17 protein-coding genes are annotated in these 23729 nt (G+C 38.5%); 3 read left to right on the forward strand and 14 right to left on the reverse strand.

The window, feature by feature from the left end:
- The 9 genes from IPU53_RS10805 to IPU53_RS10845 form a co-directional block, all read right to left on the reverse strand.
- Complete coding sequence (locus IPU53_RS10805) at window positions 1–2319, reverse strand: DUF5696 domain-containing protein (RefSeq protein WP_207450612.1); 2319 nt, start codon at window positions 2317–2319, stop codon at window positions 1–3.
- Window positions 2316–4463 (reverse strand): YIP1 family protein, encoded by a 2148-nt coding sequence (locus IPU53_RS10810; RefSeq protein WP_207450613.1) that lies wholly within the window; start codon window positions 4461–4463, stop codon window positions 2316–2318. The genes IPU53_RS10805 and IPU53_RS10810 overlap by 4 nt, the downstream gene beginning before the upstream one ends.
- 24 nt (window positions 4464–4487) lie before the next feature.
- The gene (locus IPU53_RS10815; protein ID WP_313886475.1) at window positions 4488–5399 is read right to left on the reverse strand and encodes a carbohydrate ABC transporter permease; all 912 of its coding nucleotides are present in this window, start codon (window positions 5397–5399) and stop codon (window positions 4488–4490) included.
- A 7-nt stretch (window positions 5400–5406) separates the two neighbouring features.
- Window positions 5407–6372 carry a carbohydrate ABC transporter permease gene (locus tag IPU53_RS10820; RefSeq protein ID WP_396019943.1) on the reverse strand — a complete coding sequence of 322 codons (966 nt, stop codon included), beginning with the start codon at window positions 6370–6372 and terminating at the stop codon, window positions 5407–5409.
- Between the two features lie 25 nt (window positions 6373–6397).
- Window positions 6398–9364 (reverse strand): extracellular solute-binding protein, encoded by a 2967-nt coding sequence (locus tag IPU53_RS10825; RefSeq protein ID WP_207450615.1) that lies wholly within the window; start codon window positions 9362–9364, stop codon window positions 6398–6400.
- A 13-nt stretch (window positions 9365–9377) separates the two neighbouring features.
- A complete protein-coding gene (locus IPU53_RS10830; protein ID WP_207450617.1) occupies window positions 9378–10496 on the reverse strand; it encodes an ABC transporter ATP-binding protein in 1119 nt (372 codons plus the stop codon).
- Window positions 10497–11231: 735 nt separating this feature from the next.
- Window positions 11232–11819 carry a TetR/AcrR family transcriptional regulator gene (locus IPU53_RS10835; protein WP_207450619.1) on the reverse strand — a complete coding sequence of 196 codons (588 nt, stop codon included), beginning with the start codon at window positions 11817–11819 and terminating at the stop codon, window positions 11232–11234.
- Between the two features lie 3 nt (window positions 11820–11822).
- A complete protein-coding gene (locus tag IPU53_RS10840; RefSeq protein ID WP_207450621.1) occupies window positions 11823–12608 on the reverse strand; it encodes a DNA alkylation repair protein in 786 nt (261 codons plus the stop codon).
- Window positions 12605–13021, reverse strand: coding sequence for a VOC family protein (locus IPU53_RS10845; protein WP_207450623.1), 417 nt, complete (start codon window positions 13019–13021; stop codon window positions 12605–12607). Before IPU53_RS10845 ends, IPU53_RS10840 begins: the two co-directional genes overlap by 4 nt.
- Window positions 13022–13681: 660 nt before the next feature.
- On the opposite strand from IPU53_RS10845, the gene IPU53_RS10850 reads away from it, so the two are divergent.
- The 3 genes from IPU53_RS10850 to thrB are packed head-to-tail and all read left to right on the forward strand — an operon-like array spanning window position 13682 to window position 16948.
- Window positions 13682–14980 carry a homoserine dehydrogenase gene (locus IPU53_RS10850; protein ID WP_207450626.1) on the forward strand — a complete coding sequence of 433 codons (1299 nt, stop codon included), beginning with the start codon at window positions 13682–13684 and terminating at the stop codon, window positions 14978–14980.
- Window positions 14980–16044 carry a threonine synthase gene (gene thrC, locus IPU53_RS10855; RefSeq protein WP_207450628.1) on the forward strand — a complete coding sequence of 355 codons (1065 nt, stop codon included), beginning with the start codon at window positions 14980–14982 and terminating at the stop codon, window positions 16042–16044. Before IPU53_RS10850 ends, thrC begins: the two co-directional genes overlap by 1 nt.
- Window positions 16037–16948 (forward strand): homoserine kinase, encoded by a 912-nt coding sequence (gene thrB, locus IPU53_RS10860; RefSeq protein ID WP_207450629.1) that lies wholly within the window; start codon window positions 16037–16039, stop codon window positions 16946–16948. The genes thrC and thrB overlap by 8 nt, the downstream gene beginning before the upstream one ends.
- 61 nt (window positions 16949–17009) lie before the next feature.
- Here the strand turns inward: thrB and IPU53_RS10865 are convergent, their stop codons facing one another.
- The 5 genes from IPU53_RS10865 to IPU53_RS10885 all read right to left on the reverse strand — a co-directional run bounded on the left by IPU53_RS10865 (window position 17010) and on the right by IPU53_RS10885 (window position 23722).
- Window positions 17010–17672 carry a YkyA family protein gene (locus IPU53_RS10865; RefSeq protein WP_207450630.1) on the reverse strand — a complete coding sequence of 221 codons (663 nt, stop codon included), beginning with the start codon at window positions 17670–17672 and terminating at the stop codon, window positions 17010–17012.
- A gap of 172 nt (window positions 17673–17844) precedes the next feature.
- Window positions 17845–18669, reverse strand: a complete 825-nt coding sequence (locus IPU53_RS10870; RefSeq protein WP_207450631.1) for a polysaccharide deacetylase family protein — start codon at window positions 18667–18669, stop codon at window positions 17845–17847.
- Between the two features lie 390 nt (window positions 18670–19059).
- Entirely contained in the window at window positions 19060–20781 is a 1722-nt protein-coding gene (locus tag IPU53_RS10875) for an AAA family ATPase (protein WP_207450632.1), read from the reverse strand.
- A gap of 450 nt (window positions 20782–21231) precedes the next feature.
- The gene (gene mgsA, locus IPU53_RS10880) at window positions 21232–21615 is read right to left on the reverse strand and encodes a methylglyoxal synthase (protein ID WP_207450633.1); all 384 of its coding nucleotides are present in this window, start codon (window positions 21613–21615) and stop codon (window positions 21232–21234) included.
- Window position 21616: 1 nt separating this feature from the next.
- On the reverse strand, window positions 21617–23722 hold the full coding sequence (locus tag IPU53_RS10885) for a tetratricopeptide repeat protein (RefSeq protein ID WP_207450634.1): 2106 nt from the start codon (window positions 23720–23722) through the stop codon (window positions 21617–21619).
- Window positions 23723–23729: the final 7 nt, after the last annotated feature.

The raw sequence follows: 23729 nt of genomic DNA on the forward strand, positions 1-23729 counted from the left end.
TTATCTGCCTCCTTCAAGGATGATAAAATCCTCTGCCTCTATCTTAATGTCATCCTTGCTATAAGGTTTCTTATTGTAATTGACCAAAGTTCTTTTTCCATTTTCGTAGCGTGTTTCGTACACACCCTTTGCGACCATTTGATGATCAACAATAAACTGGTCTTGCACATCCGCAAGTGCTTCGTTATAACTTTGGTACTGCACTGCAATTTCATTTTCCCATTGTTTATAATTTGAACTGTAATATCTTCTTAAGGAAATAGATTCCATTAACTTCTGTGACTCTTCATACGTCAGAATAAAGGAAGGAAGTGCCCCATATTCAATGCCTTGTAATAAACGGTGATTCATGTTCCCTCCCATATTTCCATCTTGAAAAGAGTAAGAGATTAATCCATGAAGCGCGATTTGCGCAAATGGAATTTTCTTGTCTACAAACAAATCATAGGAATAATCATCATCCATATCAGCTAGGTGTTGAACATTTTGCAGACCATAGAAATTCCCCGAAGCTAAATGGACGCCTCCAAGTTCTTCTGCGGTTTTATCAATAATTCCTTCTTGCAACTCCTTCGCTTCTCTACGATTAACAAAATACTTATTATTATAATCAGTTGAAAGCAAGGAGCCAATGCCATCTCCATACAAATAACCATCTACTTCTAATTCTTTCGCTTTCTCCATATCTTGCAAGATAGTTTTTTCCATAAACTTTGGACTCACTAAGAATTTCTCTCCTCTATAAGAGCGATTCTTAATCACAGTTGAGCTTAGGTCACGGATCGCATCGCGATTGGGACGGAAACCATCTTTATTAGTATTATTATACGTATAGGAACTAGCATCTAAATAAACGGTAAATCCTTTTGAATGAACAAAGTCAACAAACTTTTTCATGTCATCATTTCCACCTAGTTTTTTCGCAACAGGGAAATGACCACCGTTTTTGTCATATCCTCCTCTTTGCCAGCCATAGTAATGAATGGACATGTCTTCAACACCAGATGTATTTAACTCTTTGACAATTTGCCCTGCTTGTTCTGCTGTCGTTAGTGGAAGAAACGAATCTCGAATAAAGCCTTTTTTCGTTCCTCCTCCAATCAGTGATAACTGTAAAGAAACATTCTTTTTAGCTTCTAATCGGTCTAATCCCTTTTCCTCCATTAAATATTCGCGATATCTTTCTGCCATATCGACATAAGTCGGATCAGAGCCATCAATCAAATAATAACGGACAGATCGATCCTCTCTCTGCATTTCTTGTGAATACGTGAAGTAACCTTCTAATTTTTTTCGATTCGTAGGCTGGAAAAATTTAAATCTAAATAAATGTTCAGCCGTTGCCCAATTATATTGGGTCAGTGTTTCGGAAGGAGCAGATACAATATTCGCATATACATCCCCTTCTTCAATCAGTCCCAAAAATGTTTGGTTTTCTGATTTTATACCAAAGGTAGGCATTTTAATCGACTGCCTTGATGAAAAATCTGCCTTAGAAGAGAATGCCCAATCATCCCCATAGACTCTTTCTGAATACAAGTTATTCGTACTGGCCCGATCTTTCTGGAAGTCAATTAAAGCCCCTGGGCCATCTGGAAGTACGATATACCCATTTTCCTTTTTAGAAGTTTCTGCTCCTAAGAATGGGAATAATCTTAAAGAAACAAGTCGGCTTTTCGGATCCTTACTATCATCATCTTCCGCAAATTCCTTTTCATCACTGATCTCGTCTCCCAAGATTCTCGTTTCAACATAATCTTTTTCAAGCTTGACTTCTATGGGAATCACAAACCCGACATTCGGCATGTCATACGTAATTTCAAAGCCATTTTCTATTTTTTTAAAGTCGGCTGTGCCTCCTTGACTTTGAAAACTGGATTCTTTTACTACATCTTTTCGAACATCAAATTCCACATATGAGAACATAAAGGGAGATTGTAAATGCACTCCCCAAGAATCCGATGTGCCCCCTTCGTTCCACCCATCTGGATTTGGAAAAGATCTTAATTTTTTTCCGTTTTTTTTATTGTCAACGATAAAATGCCCAGTTTCAGGATCCGCCTTCAAAATTAGATTGTCATTCTCTGCTACCTGTTCAAACTTACTTTCATCAGGAGGAGGGGTCTTTTCCCCATTCCCTTGACCCTCTTCTTGTTGAACATCTTCTGCCTGATCATCCGTAGCATTTTCTTCTTGATCCTGATTTTCCTCAGTGGCATCTCCTTCCTCAGCAGCCTCCGTATGGTTCACCAAGACAGTGACTGTGCTGAAGACAGTGAGGAAAGCTAAAATAATGATGATTACAGCTTTTCTCTTCACATTGTCACCTCCTGATAAAGTGTGTAGATAAAGTCGATCGTTTCCGAAGATAAACCAACGATGATAAAAATCAACACCCATAACATCACCATTGAAAATAAGGATAATAAAATGTTGACAATCGCTTCACCAACAGAATAATTCTGTAACGCTTGTACCATCCAAAAGAACAATGCTCCACACCAGATCACCATAACTGCTGTGAAAAAGTTATAGATGGAACCCTCACTCAAGGTCATGATATTGGATAACAGTGCTAAAGGCAGCCCTAGTAAAAAGACGGGGATGAGTGAATAAGCACTTCCAACAAACACATCTAGAAAACGGGCTTGACCATAGCGAATAGTTCCGATGAGATAATGACAGATCACCCATGAAACCCATATGACAGTCCCAATGAGCAAAATAGACCCTGCATTCAAACTACCTGGAGGTACAGGTTGGAAGGTAAAGCTTGTAAAATAAACTCTGGTTAACGCAACCGCAATCACTAATACAAGGATGATTAAAGCACTGAGATAGTTTCCTTTTTTGCTATAGCGAATATCTGCCATTCCATCTAAAGGATGCTTAAGGATGAAAAAAGCATGCTTTAAATTCTGCAACACTTGAATATCCTTCCATGAGCCTAAAGAAATACGTTTTTTCTTTTTAACCTTTCTTTTTTTGATTCGATAACGGGCTCCAATGATAGATCCAACACCTATGACAATAAAAGCATTTGCAAAATAGGAGAAATTCTTTTGAAACCAATTTAATCTTATTTGCCAAAAAGAATCTGAATATCCTTCTTCATCCCCTGCAAGCTTATATAATTCCAATGCCTCATTAAAATCCTCACGAGAAAAGGCAGCGCGTGCAAGCCCAGCGTAGGCTGGAGAGAACAAAGCATTTTGCCCCATAATTTCCTTCCAGTATTCTTCGCTTTCTCCGTATTTCCCTTCTTGTGTCAAAATATAAGCCGTTTGTATATCACGCCCAAAATCAGTCGGCTGTAATACTTGTACCAAATTGAGCGCATCATCCAGAATAAAAATTTTATTTTCACTATTCGTAGCTAGCGCAACTGGACTTTTCGTCACCCCTACTTGTGGAGAGCCTGACATCACCGGTGCACCCCAGAAAAACAGTAACTCACCTTCTTGGTTAAATTGAGCAATAATCGCACTAGCTTTATCAATAACAGTTACAATTCCGTTTTTATCAACCGTTACATCTGTTATTTCCGTTTTCGGTTTCCCTTCTTCCTCGTCGCTCTGTGAAGTAGATCGATCTCGTAAGAAGTTCAAATTGATATTGTCACCAAAGGAGAAATCTCTCCATTGATTTTCACCACGAATATTAATTTTCTTGATTTGTTCTATTGCGTCTCGAGAGACTGTATAAATAAATCCATTATGATCAATGTCAATATTGCGAATTGGATTTGGCAATAATCGAACCTGTCTTCTCAATTGCTCTTCGGTGTAAAAGATATTACGAATTCGATCCATAAGAGAAACCTCAGTGACATTTGTTCCATAAAATCCAAAGAATTCACCGTCAGGATCTAATTGGATAACCCCTTGATACGTTCCTCGCGATACAATAAAAACAAAGCCACGACGATCGACAATCATATTTATCGGTTCATAGACAAATTTTTCATCAATATATTTCGAATCAGGCGGGCCAAATTCTTTTATGAGATTGCCTTCAGAGTCCAACCTCACCACCCTTTTATTGCCGGTATCGGCAATATAAATATCTCCTTTATCGTCAATGAAAATTCCTGATGGTTGATTCAGCGGACTATCAGGCAAAGTTATTTCACGAAGCAATTCGCCATCCTGATCCAAATGAACAACCCGATTATTGCCAGTATCGGCAATATAAATTTCATCATTGTCATCAATAAATATATCTTGAGGTTGTTTCAATGATGAATAAACACTTTCGCCACTTTCATCCGTCACATATATATCTGTAGCCAATACTTCACTTGGTTCATAGGCGGGCTGTGTAAAGATCGTTTGCCCAAAGCCATCTACACTAAAAGTATCGTAGGGAACTTCTGCACTGGCCGTCAATGTCGATGACAGAAATAAGATTGTAAGGCTGATAGAGGCGAATAAGGTCTGCCATATTCTCCGTATTCTCTTCATTACAGTACCTCCGTTTTTCTTGCCTTATTTAATTCCAGAATGCGCCATAGTTGCAATAACCTTCTTTTGGAAAAATAGAAAGATAATCAACTGTGGCAAAAACATAATCAATGCCCCGGCTGCTGCTGCCCCTTGTCTTGCAACCGTGTTTGCCAAATTAGCTGTCAAGGATTGCATATAATAAGGCAAGGTTTTCATCGATTCATCCTGCATAAACAATTGAGAAGTTTCCACATTTCCCCATGCACCTTGAAAGGATATAATCGCAATCGTTGCAATTGCTGGTGTCACAATTGGAATAACAATTTGCCAAAACATGCGAAGTTCAGAAGCCCCATCAATTTTAGCGGCCTCCATAATCTCATTCGGTACTTGATCCATAAATTGCTTCATCAAAAATACGCCAACCGGCATGGCAACCATTGGTAAGACATGGCCCCAATAGGAGTTCATGATCCCCAAACTCTGCACAACGACATAACGCGGAATTTGCAAAACCGTCGGGACGAACAAGAGAGACAACATAATCAACGAAAATACTATATTCACACCTGGAAACTTATGCTTTGATAGAGCATAGGCACATAGTGAGCTTGTAAACACCATTGCTGCAGTAGCAATTACTGTTACGATGACACTATTGAAAATATATCTTGATACTGGCACGAATGTACTCGTTGTCATCGACATTAACTCCACAAAATTTTGAAATGTGGGGTCTTGCACGATGAACGTAGGTGGAAAAAGGAACAACTCGTGCAAAGGCTTAAAAGCATGATTGAAAATATACACAATCGGCAGAAGCATGAAAACCGCTAATAATGTTAGAAAAAGCAATATGATAATCTGAGTCGCATCTAATCTTTTGATTTCTGCTCCAAAATTCTTCAAATTGATCCAAGTTTCCGAACCAAAGTTTTTGAAAAAAGTTTTCACCTTCACTTTATTCCCCCTCCTTTTCACCAAAGAGGTAAAAGAATACCCGACTTAATAAAAACATTAGTAATAACAATATGACAGATACAGCACTAGCGTAGCCTAGTTCAAAACGAATGAACCCATAATCTTCAATATGACTAATCATCACCTGACCGGCATAATTAGGTGTTGGATTCGATTCTGACAGCTGTACCCCTAATTCCCCTGATTGCAAAGTATGAACAATTGCCATAACTCCAGCAAATAGTAGTTGTGGTTTCAAGGAAGGAAGGGTGATATACCAAATTTCCTGCAAGCGGCTGGAAATCCCATCCATTTTTCCTGCATCATACAATTCTTGATCAACATTAAGTAAACCAGCTAATAGTGCTAGAAAACCAATCCCCATACTCGACCAGATTGATACGACAATCATAATGTTTAATAGCCAATTTTGGTCCTGTAGAAAAATAACCGGTTCTGTAAGAAAACCATATTTCAGCAAAAAGCTATTAATATACCCAGTCCGGTCACCCGAGAACATTACTTGCCATACAACCGTCATCGCCACTCCCGCTGCTAGAGAAGGGGCATACATCGCGAGCGCAAAAATCATTCGCAATGTATTCGGCAATTGAGAGATAAACCAAGCTAGTAAAAACCCAAGAATAAAGCCCACCGGTCCGACAAATAGCGAAAATGTAAATGTATTAGGCAAGACATTTTGTAAAAAGACAATGTCTTGAGAAAACAAGGTTTGGTAGTTTAACCACCCCGTCCATTCGGGAAATTCAATCGAGTTAAAGTACGTAAAACTCAGGCCCATCGCTGCGATCACCGGGATTACAATAAAAACAATAAATAGAATCATAAATGGGGCGATAAATAAATAAGAGAGACGAAATTTCCAGATATCAGCCATTAATTTTGTCATTCTATTTTTAAATTTAGAGGTGAGTGGGTTTGACGTCTGTTGCTTGGCATGCCCCATCCCCACATTCTTCGTTTGTACATCACTATTCAACTTGCTTCACTCCTTCCCATGGCTCTGTCACGTCAAGATAATCCAACGGGTGCAAAACGTCTCCATTTTCATCAATGATGTTAAATTCAATTTGCTTTCTTTTTAATTCACGATTGATTTCTTTTATCGCTTTCTCTAATTCAATTCTTGGATTTCCATTTTCCAAAACGGTCTGATTCCAAGAAAAATCCAATTGTCTTGTGGTCATATAACTTCCTGGTACATTCGGAAGGTCCCTGACCCATTTCCATTGCTCCAATATCGCGTCTAAATCATTTTTTCTCCATGGCATTTTGCTAAACGCTTCAATATTGGCAGAGTTCCATCTGAATGTTTCGCCTCTAAATTGCTCAAGATTGAGCCCATACTCTGTTTGAACTTCAGATGAGGTATACCATTTTACGAACTCCCATGCGAGATCCTGTTTTTCCTCGGGCGTATCATTGAACAGCATCATACTTGTTGTATCCATTCCTGTTCCTCCTGCCCAGCGGATAATCTCCCCTTCATCGTTTACATGCCCAGGAACCGGCGCAATTCCCCAGGAATCCAAAATTTCTGGTGCGGCCACGAGTAATTCCATGTATTGATTAAAGTCAGCGATTCCAATTGGCATAGTGCCCTTTCTAAATTGCTGATAGAAACTTTGCACTTGGTTGTCCAATCCATGTAAATTAAATAGATCTGTCCATTCTTTAAATCCTTGATATGCCACTGTTTGATCTAAACCAGTAGATAGCCCATCAGGAGTATAAAGTTCTGCTCCATTTTGATAGAGCATATAAGAAAAGTCTTTAGGGTCTGCAAAAAAGTTATATTGACTTTGCAGCAATGTAGGAATCATGTCATACACATCATCCCATGTTTCTGGAACCTCAAGACCAAGCTGTTCCAAGATGTCTTTGCGATAAAATAATACTTTAAAATTAATTGTTTCAGGAATTCCGTAATAACTTCCATCATAATAATATGGAAGCATGGCACCAGGAGCATATTGCTCTATTACTTCCTCTGCCCCAGGTAAAGTTGATATATCCTTTGCCGCTCCACGAAGGGCCATTTCAAATGGCATAGAGCTTGGAACACCTAAAGCGACATCCGGCATAATCCCTGCTGCTTTGGCTAGAACTAACAAATTTTGATCTTGAATCAAATTCACATTCACCTTTACACCGTGTTCAGGTGTAAAATATTGATTAGCTAATTGTTGTAACTCCTCTGCATAATCCCTTCCCCACATCATCCAAACATTGAGCTCTTCTGCTTTTTGCTCTCCCAATTGATGTTGATCAGAAAAAGAGTAGACCAAAGAATTAAACGTCCCTTGAACTTTCTCAATCGCATTAGCCGTCATACGTGGAAATTCGCCTTTTTCTGGTACTAGATAAAGTTTATCGATCTCCAATGGGCTATCCATTAACTCTTGTCTTTGCTGATCTACTTTCTCTTGCATCGTTCCAATGACCATTTGCTTATTAGGAATTTCATTAGGCTTTTCCAACAATTTAGCTAAATCTTGGACGGTGGATTCGAACGCTTGAGAAACATTATTCCTCCCCCCATTAATTTCGATTGTTGTCTTTGCCATTTCAGCTAGTTGGTCATGCATACCTTCTAACTGTTCAATTAAGCCTGGCATCTCTTTCTCTACATTCCAAACTCTGAATTCGTCGACAACCGCCTTCCCTTTTACCATTCTGCCTCCAGAGGCAAGGCGTAGTTCTTGTGAAACGGACTTAATCTGATCAGATACTTCTTCAATTTGAGAAATTATTGACATAAACGGTTCATATGTGGCCTCAAAGGTAAGTGTATGTTTGCCTTTTTCTAAGTAAATTTGATAGGCTGAATCCTTTTCATCTTGAAGAATCACTTCTTGCCATTTTGAAGCATAAGGAATTTTGAAATGTTCCATTTCTGAAAAAGGGATTTCCCCATCAATATAAATACTTCTAAAGGAGGCCAAGCTTTTTCGATAGTTTTGTAAACCACGGAAACCTAATTTATACACTCCCGTTTCCGGCACTTCAAATTCCCATGTAACGGCTTGTCCGCCATTTTTCCAACTATCTCCACCTAACGTATTAAATTTCACTTTTTTTAATGATTTAGGTGTTGTAAGAGGGTCTCTGTTGTATTGTACTTGAATCGATGTTGAGTTTTTTGATATAAATTCTTCTGCTTCCAGCTCAATAGGCTCATCTGTTTTAGCTTCACTTTTTGGATATTCCGCTTCCACCTTTTCATAAGTCGGATAGCTTGTGGGTGGCTGAATGGTAAAGGATTCTATAGCGGCAACTTCTCTTTGCGGCTGAATCCGGATAGTGTTTTTCCCCTTTTTCAAATGAAATTGAAGCGGTTTCACATTTGCGCCAGGATCACGAAAATAGTCTGTTTCCCAATCGGAAATTTCTTCTACCAAGGATCTTATTTGATTGTCTTCTTCATCATACTGTGGTTCTCTATCTTTATACTGTCTTCTAAATTCTATAGAACGTGCTTCTTTAAAAGGAATCGAATCATTAATTGAGATACTAAAAATCAGTGATTGTCGGCTTCCGCCACTTTCCTGAGACAGAGGGATGTAGTCCATAGCTATCTCATATAAACCTTCATTTTCTATATCGACTTCATACTCTATCCAACCAGCAGCTTCCTTCCATAAAACGATTTCATCTTTGCCAGCATACGAATCAATTGTAAACGAAGACTCTTCTGACTTTTTGGCAAAATCCTTCGCTTTTATGTCTATCTGATCTGTCCCTGATTGAATCCCTTCTTCATTCCAGCCTTCTAAAACATCATAATAAAAGGGTTCTACATATGCAGATAAGTCTACCTCAGCATTTTCTTCTGCCGCTGAAGCGACATTAGATGTTGGTAATAACGCACTAAAAATCATCATAACTACAACAAAGGAACAAGACCATTTGCTCGATACTTTAAATGGGTGTTTCATTGTATCCCTCCATTCAATCCGTCAATAATTCTCCACTATTCCGATCAAAAAATAATGCTTTCCCCATATCAACGGCGACTTTTACTTTATCCCCTTCATCGTATCTAAATCGTGGATGTGCTCTTACTGTAAACGATTCCTTTCCATAGGAATCTAAATGATAGTAATGGTCAGACCCGATAAATTCATTGAATTGCAAGAGTCCTTCGATGACAGCATTTGGATATGAGTCAAACAACTCTCGCTCAAATCCCATATGTTCTGGTCTAATTCCCATCACAACTTCATAATTGTGGAGTCGCTTGTTTCTCATCATATTCGCTTGCTCTTCGGTTAAATGTAGATTAAATGCACTTGTAAAAAATCGGACTTCATCGTCTACTTCTCGAATCGTTCCTTGGAATAAATTCATTGGTTGGTTCCCGATGAATTTTGCCACGAAAATATTTTGTGGTCGATTATAAATATTTTCAGGTGTATCTACTTGCTGGATCAAGCCATTATTCATTACCACAATTCGATCGCCCATTGTCATTGCTTCAATTTGGTCATGTGTGACATAAATGGTTGTAACACCCATTGTTTTATGAAGTCGAATAATCTCTGCTCTCATTTGCACACGTAATTTTGCATCAAGGTTGGACAATGGTTCATCCATTAAAAATGCTTGTGGCTGACGAACAATCGCCCTTCCTAAGGCAACCCTTTGTCTTTGTCCACCACTCAGTTCTCTAGGTTTTCGATCAAGAAAACTACCAATTTCCAAGACACGTGCAGCTTGTTTTACAGCATCCTCAATTTCAAACTTAGGGACTTTTTTAATTCGCAGGCCAAATGCGATATTTTCATAAACACTTAAATTTGGATATAACGCATAGTTCTGGAATACCATGGATATATCACGATCTTTCGGGGGTATATCATTGACAAGTGTATCGCCAATATAAACATCACCACTCGAAATATCCTCTAATCCCGCAATCATTCTAAGTGTTGTGGATTTTCCACAACCAGATGGACCTAGGAATACTAGAAACTCTTGGTCATCAATATCCAAATTAAAGTCTTTTACCGCAAATTCTTTGAATTTACCATATTGCTTCGAAACATCATTTAATAAAATCCTCGCCATTTAGATCCCCTCCTAAGTCAAAAAATACGAAATTTACTATATTTTAAATAAAATTATATTCTATATTTTGTGAATTTCGTGTGAAGATTCTTCATTTTCATTTTTCAAGGGAAAGCCCTTTCAATATATGTCGAAAATTCTTTAATTCTATCATTATTTCGTTCATTTTAGTATTATCCCTTCTCTTCATCGACCATTAGAAGATCGCTCTGGTTCTTTAAACAACTCTGAAGTCAGCTCAACCATAGCTTTATGGAATTTTATAGTGATAATTACCATTATTCATAGTTCTGGCATAATTATTTCCTCTTGACTTTTAGGTGGAAATTTAATGCAACGCTAATGATAGTTTAACAATAAAAAAGCCCAAATCCTCAACATTAAAATTGAGAATTTGGAGCCTTATCGTTACTTCCGGAAATGCACCTTTTTACGGAAATATTGATCTTATTATTCCATATATACATTACTTGCTTTTTTTGTATTCATATGGTTTTTCTGTCCAATCCAAAAATATGATAACTAAAGTAATTCCGATGGACAACCCTATGTTTTCTAACCAATGAAATTCAGAACTAAATAACCATTTTAACATCGTTAGTAATACAAAGAATATCACACCAAACTTTACATATTTTTTAATCAAAATTAACCCCCATAATAAATCAAGCATTTGCTAACACCTACAATCAAATGGCTATTTGTAGCACTCCCGCCAAGTCTTTGTTATTGCGATTAATTAGCCCTTTTGAGACCCTCAAAATACACTTCTAATATTCGCATTGCTTCATCGAGTGAATCACTGGAGCCTTGCTCGGCGATCCATAATGCACTTTCGTTCATTGCACCTGATAATGAATGTGTCAATGATTCTACTGACAGAGACAAAAAGCAACCGTTCTTTTGCATCTGTTCAAGTTGACTGTAAAGAAGTTTCATTGAGTGGTTGGCATCTAATTGACGCCAACTATTCCAACCGATAATCGCGGGACCGTCAATAAGAATAATCTGTTTATGGTCAGGCTCAATGGCTGATGTTATAAATGCTCGACAGCCCAACGACAATTGTTCCCATTGATTTGAACTCGTACTTGCCTGCTGCACGATATTGTCAGCTATTTTCTTTTGAATAGATTCAATGATGGCGTAAAAGAGGCCTTTTTTATTCTTAAAGTGATGGTACAACGCTCCACGCGTTAGACCTGACTCGTTAACAATATCTTCTAGTGCCGATTTCGCGTATCCATGCTTTGCAAAATGGCGTTTTCCCGTACGGAGGAGCAATTGTATCGTTTCCTCTGTTTCAGATTTTGTCTTCTTCATGTGTTATCCACCAATCCTACTCATAAACTCTAGAGCATCTGGATCATTGACTTTTATCGATGATCGTAGTCCATGCTTTAATGTCCAATTGATTTTGTTCCCATACAGCATATGCATACTCTTTATCCATTCAATTGTCTCCTCTTTATACATTTTTGACAAGTCATTGAGGTGGTTTCCAACGGATCTTTGTACATACTTGGAATCATCGGTGATCAACGGCTCGAGCAAAGATAGATTCTTATACGGATCGCCACTTAACACGTCTATTCGCTTCGCCCAAGGTAAACGAGGGCGAGCTCCCTCACTAACGAGGCGACGTACATGTGAGTTCTCATCTACAGCCCATTCTTGAAATTTCTCTAATACTTGGCTTTCATAACGCAGTAAATAGGGGCGAATTGCAAATTCGGACGTATGACGCTTCGTAATTCTGTACAAGGCATCCATCGACACTTCAAATTCATTGAGCCCATACACCTCCACATAATGAGCGATTGGCATTAGAAAATACCCATTTGTAAACATTCCTTGTTCAGTCTCGTTTTCAGGCCCAAGAATTTGCTTCAAAATCCCTATCGCATCCACGTAAGGCAAAGCGAGCGCTTTGTGCAATTCTTTAGAAATGACCGCTACCCTGTCTTTCAACTCTAATCCTTCGACTGAGCCACTCACTCCTTCAATAAAGGAATCGCTAGGAAAATCTGAATAGAGAGGGGATATGTGATTCGCAAGAAATTGAGCTAATTCAGCATCAAAATAATTTTTTAAAGGAATGTAACTGCTCATGACACAATATCCGTGAAATGTTTTTGGTATTCAGCGGATGGCGGTATTACCTGAATAACATCGATAAGTATTCCGTTCGGGTCAGATGTAATGAAATGTCTTTGTCCGAATTCTTCATCCCGAAGGTCAAGCACGATAGGGAGGTGATGTTTACAAATTAAACGTTCGTAAAGAGAATCAACGTCTTTCACTTCAAGATTTAGGATCAGACCCGTGGTAATTTTCTGACGAGTATCTGTTGGAACCGTATCATGACTATGGTGAAGCACCGCTAGCTCAAATGAATCAATCCGCAAGCTCACATACCAATCAATTTCAAAAACTATTTCAAACTCGAAATGACGAACAAAAAAATCTGCAGTTCTAGAAACATCATCAGTAAGAATTACAGGATAAAACCCAGTCACTACCATTACACTACACTCCTTTTATATAGTTATTAAGTTGATTTTAACATACATACAGTATGTATGTAAAGATTGTAAACACATATGCATAGCCATTTTCTTTTCTTTCTCCATCCAGATTTAGGTTCTATCCGTTCTGTAGAATCCATCTCTATTTGACCTTTTTCACATAAAAGTTTAATTATAGCGTCGGGATTGGCTCTTATATATATTGTTCATGTAAAAAGTTCACCGTGAGTAGAAAGCGGTGGACGTCTTATTATTTAGCCAAGTTATTTCATATTTACAGGAGACACTCTTGATATTCCGATTAGCCCCCCTTTTTGTGAATTTCGTGTGAAGATATCTTATTTGGGTATGACAGTTCAATAATGCTAATAAAGCAAAACTAATAGAGGAAAAACACAATTGATTACGCTCTAGGCGACGCTTTCCAGGTTAGGATCTCAACTGCCATCTTCATGCCACCTCCCACTCCAATCACAAGTCTATGCATTCACCTCTATAGAACTTCACTAAACATTCTTGTTTTCCTTAAACACCGGGCACTTATCGCTAAAATTCATGTTGAATAATTTCCAAAAACCTCTTGACAATTCAACAATTAATGTCTACCATGTAAAGACAATTGTTTTTATAGAAAAGACAGCTAAGGAGTGAACAAATTTGAAAAAGAGTGTTTCTATCGGTCTATTTGGTTTAGGCACAGTTGGATCTGGAGTGATTCAATTGATTCATAACCACCAAGAAGAACTGTTCCATCAAGTCGGCTGTGATGTAAAGGTGAAAACTGTTTTGGTTCGTAATATAGAAAAGGATCGTGATATTCAAATTGGAGTTACAGAGTTAACGACAGATCCAAATAAAATTTTGCATGATCCTGAAATTGATATTATCATTGAAGTAATGGGCGGAGTCGAAGAAGCCCGTGAACATATTATCGAAGCTTTGAAGGCCAAAAAACATGTAGCAACAGCCAATAAAGACCTAATTGCTTTGTATGGTCCCGAACTCCAAGAAATAGCTACAGAGAATAATTGCGACCTGTTCTATGAAGCTAGTGTTGCAGGCGGTGTTCCCATTTTAAGAGGATTATCAGACGGACTTGTTTCAGACAGGATCCAGAAACTTATGGGAATTGTTAATGGAACAACAAACTATATCCTCACAAAAATGGATGAAGATGGCTTTTCTTATGAGCAAGCTTTAAAAGAAGCACAGGAGCTTGGTTTTGCTGAAGCTGATCCAACGGCAGATGTGGAAGGCTTAGATGCGGCGAGAAAAATGGCGATTTTAGCAAGGCTTGCTTTTTTCACCAATGTTGCACTTGATGATGTTGAAGTGGACGGGATTAGCCAAGTATCTGTAGAAGACTTAAATTACGGTAAAAAACTTGGGTTAACAATGAAATTAATCGGTCTTGCCCATTTTGAAAATCAACAATTGGAAGTAAGCGTACAACCAACATTCTTAGCTAAAAGCCATCCATTAGGTGCTGTTAAAAATGAATATAATGCGATCTATGTAAATGGTGAAGCAGTTGGGGAAACAATGTTTTATGGCCCAGGAGCAGGGAGCTTGCCGACTGCTACAGCGGTAATGTCTGATGTAGTTGCGATTATTAAAAACATGCGCCTCGGTGTGAATGGTCATAGCTTTGTCGGACCAAGATTTGAGGGTCAACTCAAAACATCTGATCAACGTTTTAGCCAATATTACTTCCGTCTACATTTAAAGGACGAAGTCGGTGCCTTTTCAAAAATCACCTCTTTATTCAATGAGCTTGGCATTAGCTTCGAACAAATTTTACAAACACCTTTAAGTAAGGATGAGCTTGCGGAAATTATTATTGTAACGCATACGGTTTCGCTAGAAAATTTCCAAACAGCTTTAATGAAGTTAAGAGATTTACCTGTAGTTGATGATGTAATTAGTTATTATCGTGTTGAAGGAGATGGAAAGTAATGAAATGGCCGGGATTATTAGCAAGATATAAAGAATACTTACCAGTTACAGATGAAACGCCGGCGCTTACCCTGCAAGAGGGGAACACTCCCCTTGTTCATCTAGAAAACTTATCTAAAGAGCTTGGAATTGAATTACACGCGAAGATTGAAGGAGCAAATCCTACAGGCTCTTTTAAAGACCGAGGAATGGTCATGGCCGTAGCTAAAGCTGTGGAAGCAGGTAGTAAGTCAATCATCTGTGCCTCAACTGGAAATACTTCTGCGGCTGCGGCTGCATATGCCGCAAAAGCGGGCATTAAAGCGATTATTGTCATTCCAAAAGGAAAAGTAGCGCTTGGGAAATTAGCACAAGCAATGATGTATGGAGCCGAAATTGTTGAGATTGAAGGAAACTTCGATGAAGCCTTAAATATGGTTCGTACAATTAGTGAATCTTCTCCGGTGACACTCGTAAACTCTGTGAACCCTTATCGATTAGAAGGCCAAAAAACGGCTGCATTTGAAGTTTGTGATCAATTGGGCCAAGCACCAGATATTTTGGCGATTCCTGTTGGAAATGCCGGTAATATTAGTGCTTATTGGAAAGGATTTAAAGAATATCACGAAATGAACCAAAGCGGTCTACCGAAAATGTATGGCTTTGAAGCAGAAGGTGCAGCCGCGATTGTTCAAGGAAAACCAATTGCTGAGCCTGAAACGGTGGCAACAGCAATTCGCATTGGAAACCCTGCTAGCTGGCAGCTTGCAGAAGCAGCCCGCGATGAATCCAAAGGTATGATCCAATCTGTGTCAGATGCTGAAATCCTGGATGCATTCAAATTACTTGCCAAAACGGAAGGTGTATTTGCAGAACCTGCTTCCTGTGCTTCGATTGCCGGCGTCTTACAACAGCATAATAAAGGCAATATTCCGCAAGGAGCTAAAATCGTTGCTGTCTTGACTGGTAATGGTTTAAAAGATCCACAAACAGCTATTGGTGAAATTAATATCGATACAACAGTGCTGCCAAATGATGAAGAACAAGTGCTAAACTATATAAAAGGTATTATGTCAAATGAATAAGTGTGTCATCTCTGTTCCGGCCAGCAGTGCGAATGTTGGTCCGGGCTTTGATTCAGTCGGAATTGCGGTGAATAAATATTTAACTTTGACCATTGAAGAGGCTGATCAGTGGGAATTTGAGCATCATTCAGTTCATTTACCACCTGTTACAGATCCGCATGAACATTTAATCTATCAATCTGCTTCACAAGCAGCTGAAGCCTATCATGCTTCTTTACCAGCTTGTAAAGTTCTGGTAGAAAGTGACATTCCACTGGCTCGCGGACTTGGAAGCAGCGCTTCTGCCATTGTGGCTGGGATTGAATTGGCTAACCAAAGATGCTGCCTCTCTTTATCTGACCAGGAAAAATTAGCTATTGCTACAGAGATCGAAGGTCATCCAGACAATGTGGCCGCATCTTTGTTAGGTGGATTCGTCATCGCCTCAAAACTACCAAATGGAGAGTTAGAATGGTTTCAAAAAATCGATGATCAGTTGGAATTTGTTGTTTCCATTCCCGAATTCGAATTAAAAACGGATGATGCCCGGCAGGTTTTACCAGAGCAATTCACTCGTAATGAAGCCGCTGCAGCTAGTTCCATTGCTAATATTGTTTTCGCCGCCTTCATTTCTGGTGATTATGAACGTGTCGGCAGACTGATGGAGCAAGATTTATTTCATGAGCCTTATCGATCCGAGCTTATTCCTAACTATGAGCAAATTCGCTTTGAAGCAAAATCAGCAGGTGCCTATGGTACAGTCATTAGTGGAGCCGGCCCAACTACTATCTCACTTGTTGAAAAAGGAAAAGGAGATAAAGTGGCCTCTCACTTAAAAAGTAAATTCCCTAAATATACAGTGGATTGCTTAAACATGACATCTGTCGGAGTACAGGTTCATCCCGCTTTCTCTTCCACAACGTAAAGATAAGAGCAGAAAGAACACTCAGATTGAGTGTTCTTTCTGCTTTTATCCTATGAAGGAATTATAGCCTTTTGGTAAGTTGATAATACTGTTTTTTCTCTTGATTAAATTGAGTTGTATATTGATTGAATTGATTTTCTTGTTGCTGCAGTTTTTTATAGAGTTGATTAATTTCTTTAATTTGGTCATCTAATTCTTTTTCGTTAAATTTTTGTTTTTCGATTTGTTGATATAATTTTCTATTTAATGTAATGACGGTATGATAATCTTCCGTATAGGTTAAGTATAGCTGATACCGCTCCTCATTAAGCTTTTCAATGGATGATATAGTCTTGGCTTGCTGAGCGTTCTTCACTTTCTGGCTAATTGGCTGGATGGTTGCCATAATCGTATAAGCCTTACTAAAGTTTTCTTTACTTTCCTCTAAATATTGCTGTTGTTTTTCAACCGAATGAAGCGCAGCGTTTACCACATTTTTTATTTTCTCATCATGATCCACTTGATAAGACATCAATTGATCGTAAAATTTTATTTCATCTATACCCGCAGTGCTTAATTCTTGTTGATTATTCGCAAATATCTTTTCAAGTTGAGCCGATTCCTCCAATGCTTGCGTGATTTCATCGATTCGCTTCTGGTCTTTATATTGATTGAATAAGGATCCGATAAAAAATGTCGCAACCAACACTAATCCGATTGCACCTATTCTTTTAAACCACTTCATTGTTTTTTGATCCCCTTTATCTCGAATTAACTGGCAGTAAGGTCCTCATTCAAGAATTTGAGGAAAAGAAAAATGATAAATGGGGGATCCACTGCCAGTAAATCCCCGATCCGCTCAACTAACATTCAGTGAGGGAAGGAAAACCCCCACTGAATGAAGTTTCTCTTTATGGCTAATTAATGGAGTAGCAACGACCATTACATTGAAATGTATAAGGCGCTTGATCGTTGGTTAACACCCTGGTTTGATAGTGATTTTTTTGTAGATATTGAAGAATTTGTGGAAGATGCTGAATTGTTTCAGGTTTATCGTGTAGTAAAATGATGGGCGCCTCTCCTGCCTTGCTTACATTAGCTGTTGCTTGAATCACTTTGTTAACAAAACGTTTATCCTTTAATGCCCAGTCCTCACTATCTATGTTCCAATCCCAAATTTTAAATCCCTGTTGCTCTAAATGAACCCTCATATCCATCGTTAAATAAGGAATACTACCATATGGTAAGCGAATTAAACTAGAATGGATACCTGTCAAATCTTCAAGGATTTTTTGGCTCTCTAACATTTCCTTTAAAGGAGCTTTGGGAGACTGATAGATTTGCTCTGCTTCATGGGTAATGCCGTGCATTCCTACGGCAAAGTCTTCATCCACCATCCTTTGCACAGCAGCTGGATAACTCTTCATCTCCGGACCTAACATGAAAAAAGTCGCTTTCATCTGATATTGATTTAAAAGATCAAGGAGCTGATCTGTATAAGGAGAAGGACCATCATCAAATGTTAAGTATACAATCTTAGCCTCACTGTCCTTATGCAATTGTTTCAGTGCCTCTACTTGTTGTTGCTTCTCTAGTTCAACTTCTTTTTTTATCCGGATTGATTCATTAAGTTTTGATGAGGAGAAATCATGTTTTTCCCCTGAAGTTTCTTGAATGGGTTGGGCCATTGTCATGGAAGGATTTGCCCCATGGCCCTCTGCTGATTTTACCTTGATTAACATCCCCCCTAGAAAAAGACAGAGTATAACTAGAGTGGTAAATATATAAAAGAAAAATTTCTTATTTTGTGGATATTTCGTTTCTTTCATGCCAGGACAAACCTTTCTAATCATCATATCTATTTGGTAAATTATGTAGGTAGTTGTTCCTTTATTTTTACAAGATATCTATTCGATGATTTCGCGACAAAAATCTACTATAATCTTCTTATTTATTGTATCAAATTATGTTACATAAAAGTTACATTCGTCGAATTTTGTTTATATGAAATTTACTGTCCCTTAATTAACTATAGTAAGAATATCCTATCATTGTGACGAGTTTTAAAAATGTGCAGACACAATAAAACATCCAGCTTCATGTTATCTTCATAACGGAGCTGGATGTTGGAATTAAACATATGCAACTTCTAGACTTTCGCCATTCACAATCGCTTGAACTTCTTCACCATCGAGGGTTTCCTTTTTTAATAACACTTCTACTAAATACTCATATTCATCTCTGTGAGCTTTTAGCATTAGCTCTGTATTCTCCAAAGCCTTGCTATATAATTCTTGCATTTTAGCATCTTTATCTTGTTGATCAAAGGTTAAAGTGAAACCATCCTCAAGCATACCTGTTTCAACCATATCTTCTAACAGTTTTTTCGCTTGTTGAACATCACCACTAACGCCTACACTATGTTCCCCCAAGTATAGTCGTTCAGCGACACCACCTGCCAGGATCATACTGACTTGGTCAAGTAATTCACTTGTGGTGGATAGATGCATTTCCTTTTGAATAGGTGCTACATAGCCTAGTGCTTGCCCTCGTGGAATAATTGTAGCTTTACGAACTGTGTTTGGTTTGGTTAAAGCTTGAATAAGCGCATGGCCTCCTTCATGAATGGCCACTCTCCGCTTTGTATCAGGGTCGTTTAATGCCCGTGAAGTGGAACCGAGGATCGTACGGTCAATCGCATAATCAAGATCAGCCATTCCAACTAATTCTCGCCCTTCCCTCACAGCTTTTCTACTAGCTGATTCAAATAATGAACTAATTTCAGCGCCTGAAAAGCCTGAGGTGCTATCTGCTAGGAGATCCAATGAAGCAACGACTTCTTCACTAAGCTGCTTTCCTTTCGTATGGATATCGATAATTTCCTTTCTCCCCTTCATATCAGGCAATGGCACATGGAAACTAAAGTCAATACGACCAGGACGTAAAAAGGCGTCATCTAGCATATCCTTGCGATTCGTCGCAGCAATGAATAAAATGCCTTCATTGGCATGTCCTCCATCAAGCTGAACAAGCAATTCTGTTAGTGTTTTTTCTGCTTCCTCTCCACCATGCTGTTTTCTTTTTCCAGCAAGAGCATCCACTTCATCAATGAAAATGACAGCGGATGTAGATTTGCGCGCATTTTCGAACAATCCCCTAATCCGCGATGCTCCAACTCCGACAAATAATTCTGTAAAAGCAGATCCACTTGCTGTAAAAAAGCTAGCTCCCAATTCATGAGCCATCGCTTGAGCGAGAAGCGTTTTTCCTGTTCCTGGAGGGCCATATAATAGAATTCCTTTTGGCGCCTTAATCCCTACTTTTTTGGAACGATCAGGTTCTTTGACGATCTCCAAAGTCTGATGGATCTCATCCTTCATTTCTTCAGGTAATCCTCCGATATCTTTCAGTGTAATGGAAGGAAGGGGCGTAGGTTTTGCTGTGCCATGCTTTATTTTCGTGCCAGCAAAACCACCTTTTTTCTGGATAAACAAACCAGCTCCAATCAATACAATCAATAAACCACCCAAAATCCAATTTCCCGCCCGAGAACCACTCGAATATTTATATTGCACATTATACTTCTCTACTAATTCTTCCACCTTCGGGCTATTCGGCCGAAAATGGGAAATGTATTTTCCTGCTGGTGTTTTTATATAAATGGTGCCATCTGCCATTTCCGTAAGTGAAACGACCTCACCATTTTGTGCTTGAATCACTTTTTCCATTGAGGAAAATGGAATAACATCCCCTTTATTTATCGAAAAAACGGACCAAAACGTAAGTCCTGCAATTAAAATTAAACCAATGACTAGAGGGATTAGCTTTGTTGTAAGTTTAGAATTTGATTTCAACCTTCCATCTCCTCCGAATTAAAATGTCTAGTCCCAGTATATCACGTTAAAAGATGGTCGTCATTGGCTACTATTGACAGTTTCTAATCAAGAAAAGCGCAAGGCGCCCGTTTAGCGACGTACAAACTTTTTAAGCTTCTGACGAGATAAAGGATACACGGCGAAGAATAAGCCGATGTTGACTTATCGTAGGAAGAAGCTGAACAGCTAAAAACGCGACGTCCTGTCGCTTCGTCTGCACTAGTACATCCTGTACGTCGCAACGCCGATGGACTCCCTCCTGCGAGCCTCGAGCCGATGGCGCCTGGAGCTAGACATCAACCGCAACGTAAGTAAGTTACACAAGCGGCAATTTTATAGTTTCCAGATAAAAAAAGATCCGACCGATAATATTTCGGCCGAATCTCAATTAATATGTGATTTTGATTAGCATCTTAAATAAAATAATGTTTAGCGCCAATCGATAAATCCTTGATCTACTCCACGAATCAACACTTCAGCAGTACCCATATTGGTTGCAAGTGGGACGCCATACACATCACAAAGACGCATCAGCGCTGAAACATCGGGTTCATGTGGTTGTGCAGTTAAGGGATCACGTAAAAAGATAATGACATCCATTTTGTTTTCAGCTATACAAGCCCCTATTTGTTGATCCCCACCAAGTGGCCCTGATTGAAATCGATTCACGGACAAACCTGTTGCTTCCATGATTTTTGAGCCTGTTGTCCCTGTCGCATATAATTCATGTTTTTCAAGAATCAGTTTATAGGCTGTTGTAAAACGGATCATATCTTCTTTCTTTTTATCATGTGCTATAAGTGCAATTCTCATTCTATTCCTCCTTGTCGCCTTGTAGTGTTTGGCTTTTTTCAAATTCTAATTGTTGCGAATTCCCATCATTTAACCACTTGTATTGATTCAATTGTAATTGAAAAAGCTTTAAAGGTCCTAAAAATAAGTCTGGATTGCGTTTGAATTTTTCCAATTTCATTTGATTTTCTTGAATTGTTGCTTCAATTTCTATTACACGATCTTCTAATATATTCAGTGGATCACGGAAGAAAAGTTGGACATCCCGTCCAATACTTTTCTCAAATAATTGAAATGAATAAAAGAATTTCGTTGCAATGGATTCACTAACCTCTTCATAATTTTCATTTTCAATGAAATTGCGATATGAATTGGCTAAAACCGTGTTGTTTTTAGTCAGTCCACCAAATAATTTTCCTGCGCCTTTTAATAAGATTTGAGAAGGTGTTCTGCGCAAAAGAATATTTTCATTCTCAATTTGAATCGGAATGGTCATCCGTTCGGCGTCTCGCTGCCAATCTGCGATGACTTGGAAATCGCAATTAAGCTCAAGTGGCTGCTCTTCTAGATATTCGTTGAAGCCTCTTTCCCATTCTTTTAAATGTGATTGTGATTCTTCTAACTTTTGCTTTGCATATTGAATCCAATCCTCTAGCGATGAAGCGTAAATTGGCATAATAGTGTCCTGAATATATTCATTTATCCGCTGATTCATTTTCTTATTTAATTCAAGATGAATGGTACGAAATTCCGTATCATCCTTAATGGAACCAGCCAATTCCCTGATCATATCAGGGATCGCCATTTTCATTTTTCCTTTAATTTTCTCTTCAATTGCTAAAAAGGCTTGGCGGATATCAGCCGCTTTTTCCTCTTCTATATCTTTCAATTGATTGGTTGAACCATGCAAACGATCACTGATGTCTTTCTCTCTTTCAATCAATTCAGTGATGTTTATCTTCAATACTTCCAACTGTTTGATAAAGTAGTCAATCCACTTTTTCCCATAAACAAACCACTGAGCCGAATCAGTTTTTTCTTGAGGATGTGCATCCCATTCTTCAAACTCTATTTCGTTCCTTCTTGCCCAGTTTTTTACATCATCTATTAAAACTTCAATGGCATCATTTACATTAATCTCAGTTCTAGTTTTTCGAAGTGTTGCTTGCGATCGATCAACGATACCTTGATTAATATTTCCAGGAAAATGATCGTTCCATGTTAGAATAGCGGAATATACAAAGCCGGCATCGGATGCTCTTTCCAATTTTAACCAAGCTTCCAAATATGTCGGCATCAATTTTTCTACATTCTGAAGGGAAAATGAACCACTCATCAACTTATGGTATGTTTCCTTAAATACAGCTGATAAATTCCCCCATCTATGTTCCTCTGACAGATCTAAGCTAAGCACTAATGTATTAAAATCATTTAACCAATCAAATAAGACATCCTGTTCTTCAAACCTATTCCATAATGATTGACTCAAATCATCAAAAAGTTTGAAATCGACCGAAGACGCTTTTTCAAGAACAGGAACAAAATATGGTGGTTCAAAACTGACATGCCCATTCTCCACATAAGACAGAAGCACATGAAACCATGCTATCTCTTTTGTTCTAATCGACTCATTGACAGCTAATTCAACAGCATTTGCCCAGTCCTCCTGTTCCTCAAAAAAGGCCCGCGCCAATTTTGTCACATTCGGATAATCTGGATTAAGCAAAACAGCATTTAAAATCATCTGCTTGGCCTCATCATGATTCCTTTGAAGAACATATAAACCAAATAACTGAAGCGCGATTTCTGTATTTAAAAGAAGCGAATCCGTCTTAATTGATTGGTAGATTTCTTCTGCGGTATCATGCAGCTCTAATTCAAAGTAGGCATCTGCCATGTTCTTCCGCGCCCATGGCTGCCATTCATTTTGGATGTTTTCCCATTTAAAAATTGCAGTTTCATAATCTTGGGCATGAAAATAGATTTCACCTTGCGCAAAGCGAACCTCTGTCAAATCCGCTTGGTTTTTCTTTTGTTCCTGAAAAAAATGTTCCCCTAATACCGTAACAGGAGACTCATGAGGCTTGTTTTGCAAAAATTGTTCAAAAAAACATTTTTGAATGAACATTTCTTCC

This window comes from Bacillus sp. SD088, from assembly GCF_017355205.1.
Classification (GTDB): domain Bacteria; phylum Bacillota; class Bacilli; order Bacillales; family Bacillaceae_C; genus Lederbergia.

Excerpts from the sequence above, each read along its gene's own strand:
- IPU53_RS10810 (WP_207450613.1), bottom strand. The coding sequence starts at position 4,463 with ATGAAGAGAATACGGAGAATATGGCAGACCTTATTCGCCTCTATCAGC.
- IPU53_RS10820 (WP_396019943.1), bottom strand. The coding sequence starts at position 6,372 with ATGGGGCATGCCAAGCAACAGACGTCAAACCCACTCACCTCTAAATTT.
- IPU53_RS10825 (WP_207450615.1), bottom strand. The coding sequence starts at position 9,364 with ATGAAACACCCATTTAAAGTATCGAGCAAATGGTCTTGTTCCTTTGTT.
- IPU53_RS10830 (WP_207450617.1), bottom strand. The coding sequence starts at position 10,496 with ATGGCGAGGATTTTATTAAATGATGTTTCGAAGCAATATGGTAAATTC.
- IPU53_RS10835 (WP_207450619.1), bottom strand. The coding sequence starts at position 11,819 with ATGAAGAAGACAAAATCTGAAACAGAGGAAACGATACAATTGCTCCTC.
- IPU53_RS10840 (WP_207450621.1), bottom strand. The coding sequence starts at position 12,608 with ATGAGCAGTTACATTCCTTTAAAAAATTATTTTGATGCTGAATTAGCT.
- IPU53_RS10845 (WP_207450623.1), bottom strand. The coding sequence starts at position 13,021 with ATGGTAGTGACTGGGTTTTATCCTGTAATTCTTACTGATGATGTTTCT.
- thrC (WP_207450628.1), top strand. The coding sequence starts at position 14,980 with ATGAAATGGCCGGGATTATTAGCAAGATATAAAGAATACTTACCAGTT.
- thrB (WP_207450629.1), top strand. The coding sequence starts at position 16,037 with ATGAATAAGTGTGTCATCTCTGTTCCGGCCAGCAGTGCGAATGTTGGT.
- IPU53_RS10865 (WP_207450630.1), bottom strand. The coding sequence starts at position 17,672 with ATGAAGTGGTTTAAAAGAATAGGTGCAATCGGATTAGTGTTGGTTGCG.
- IPU53_RS10870 (WP_207450631.1), bottom strand. The coding sequence starts at position 18,669 with ATGTTAATCAAGGTAAAATCAGCAGAGGGCCATGGGGCAAATCCTTCC.
- mgsA (WP_207450633.1), bottom strand. The coding sequence starts at position 21,615 with ATGAGAATTGCACTTATAGCACATGATAAAAAGAAAGAAGATATGATC.
- IPU53_RS10885 (WP_207450634.1), bottom strand. The coding sequence starts at position 23,722 with ATGTTCATTCAAAAATGTTTTTTTGAACAATTTTTGCAAAACAAGCCT.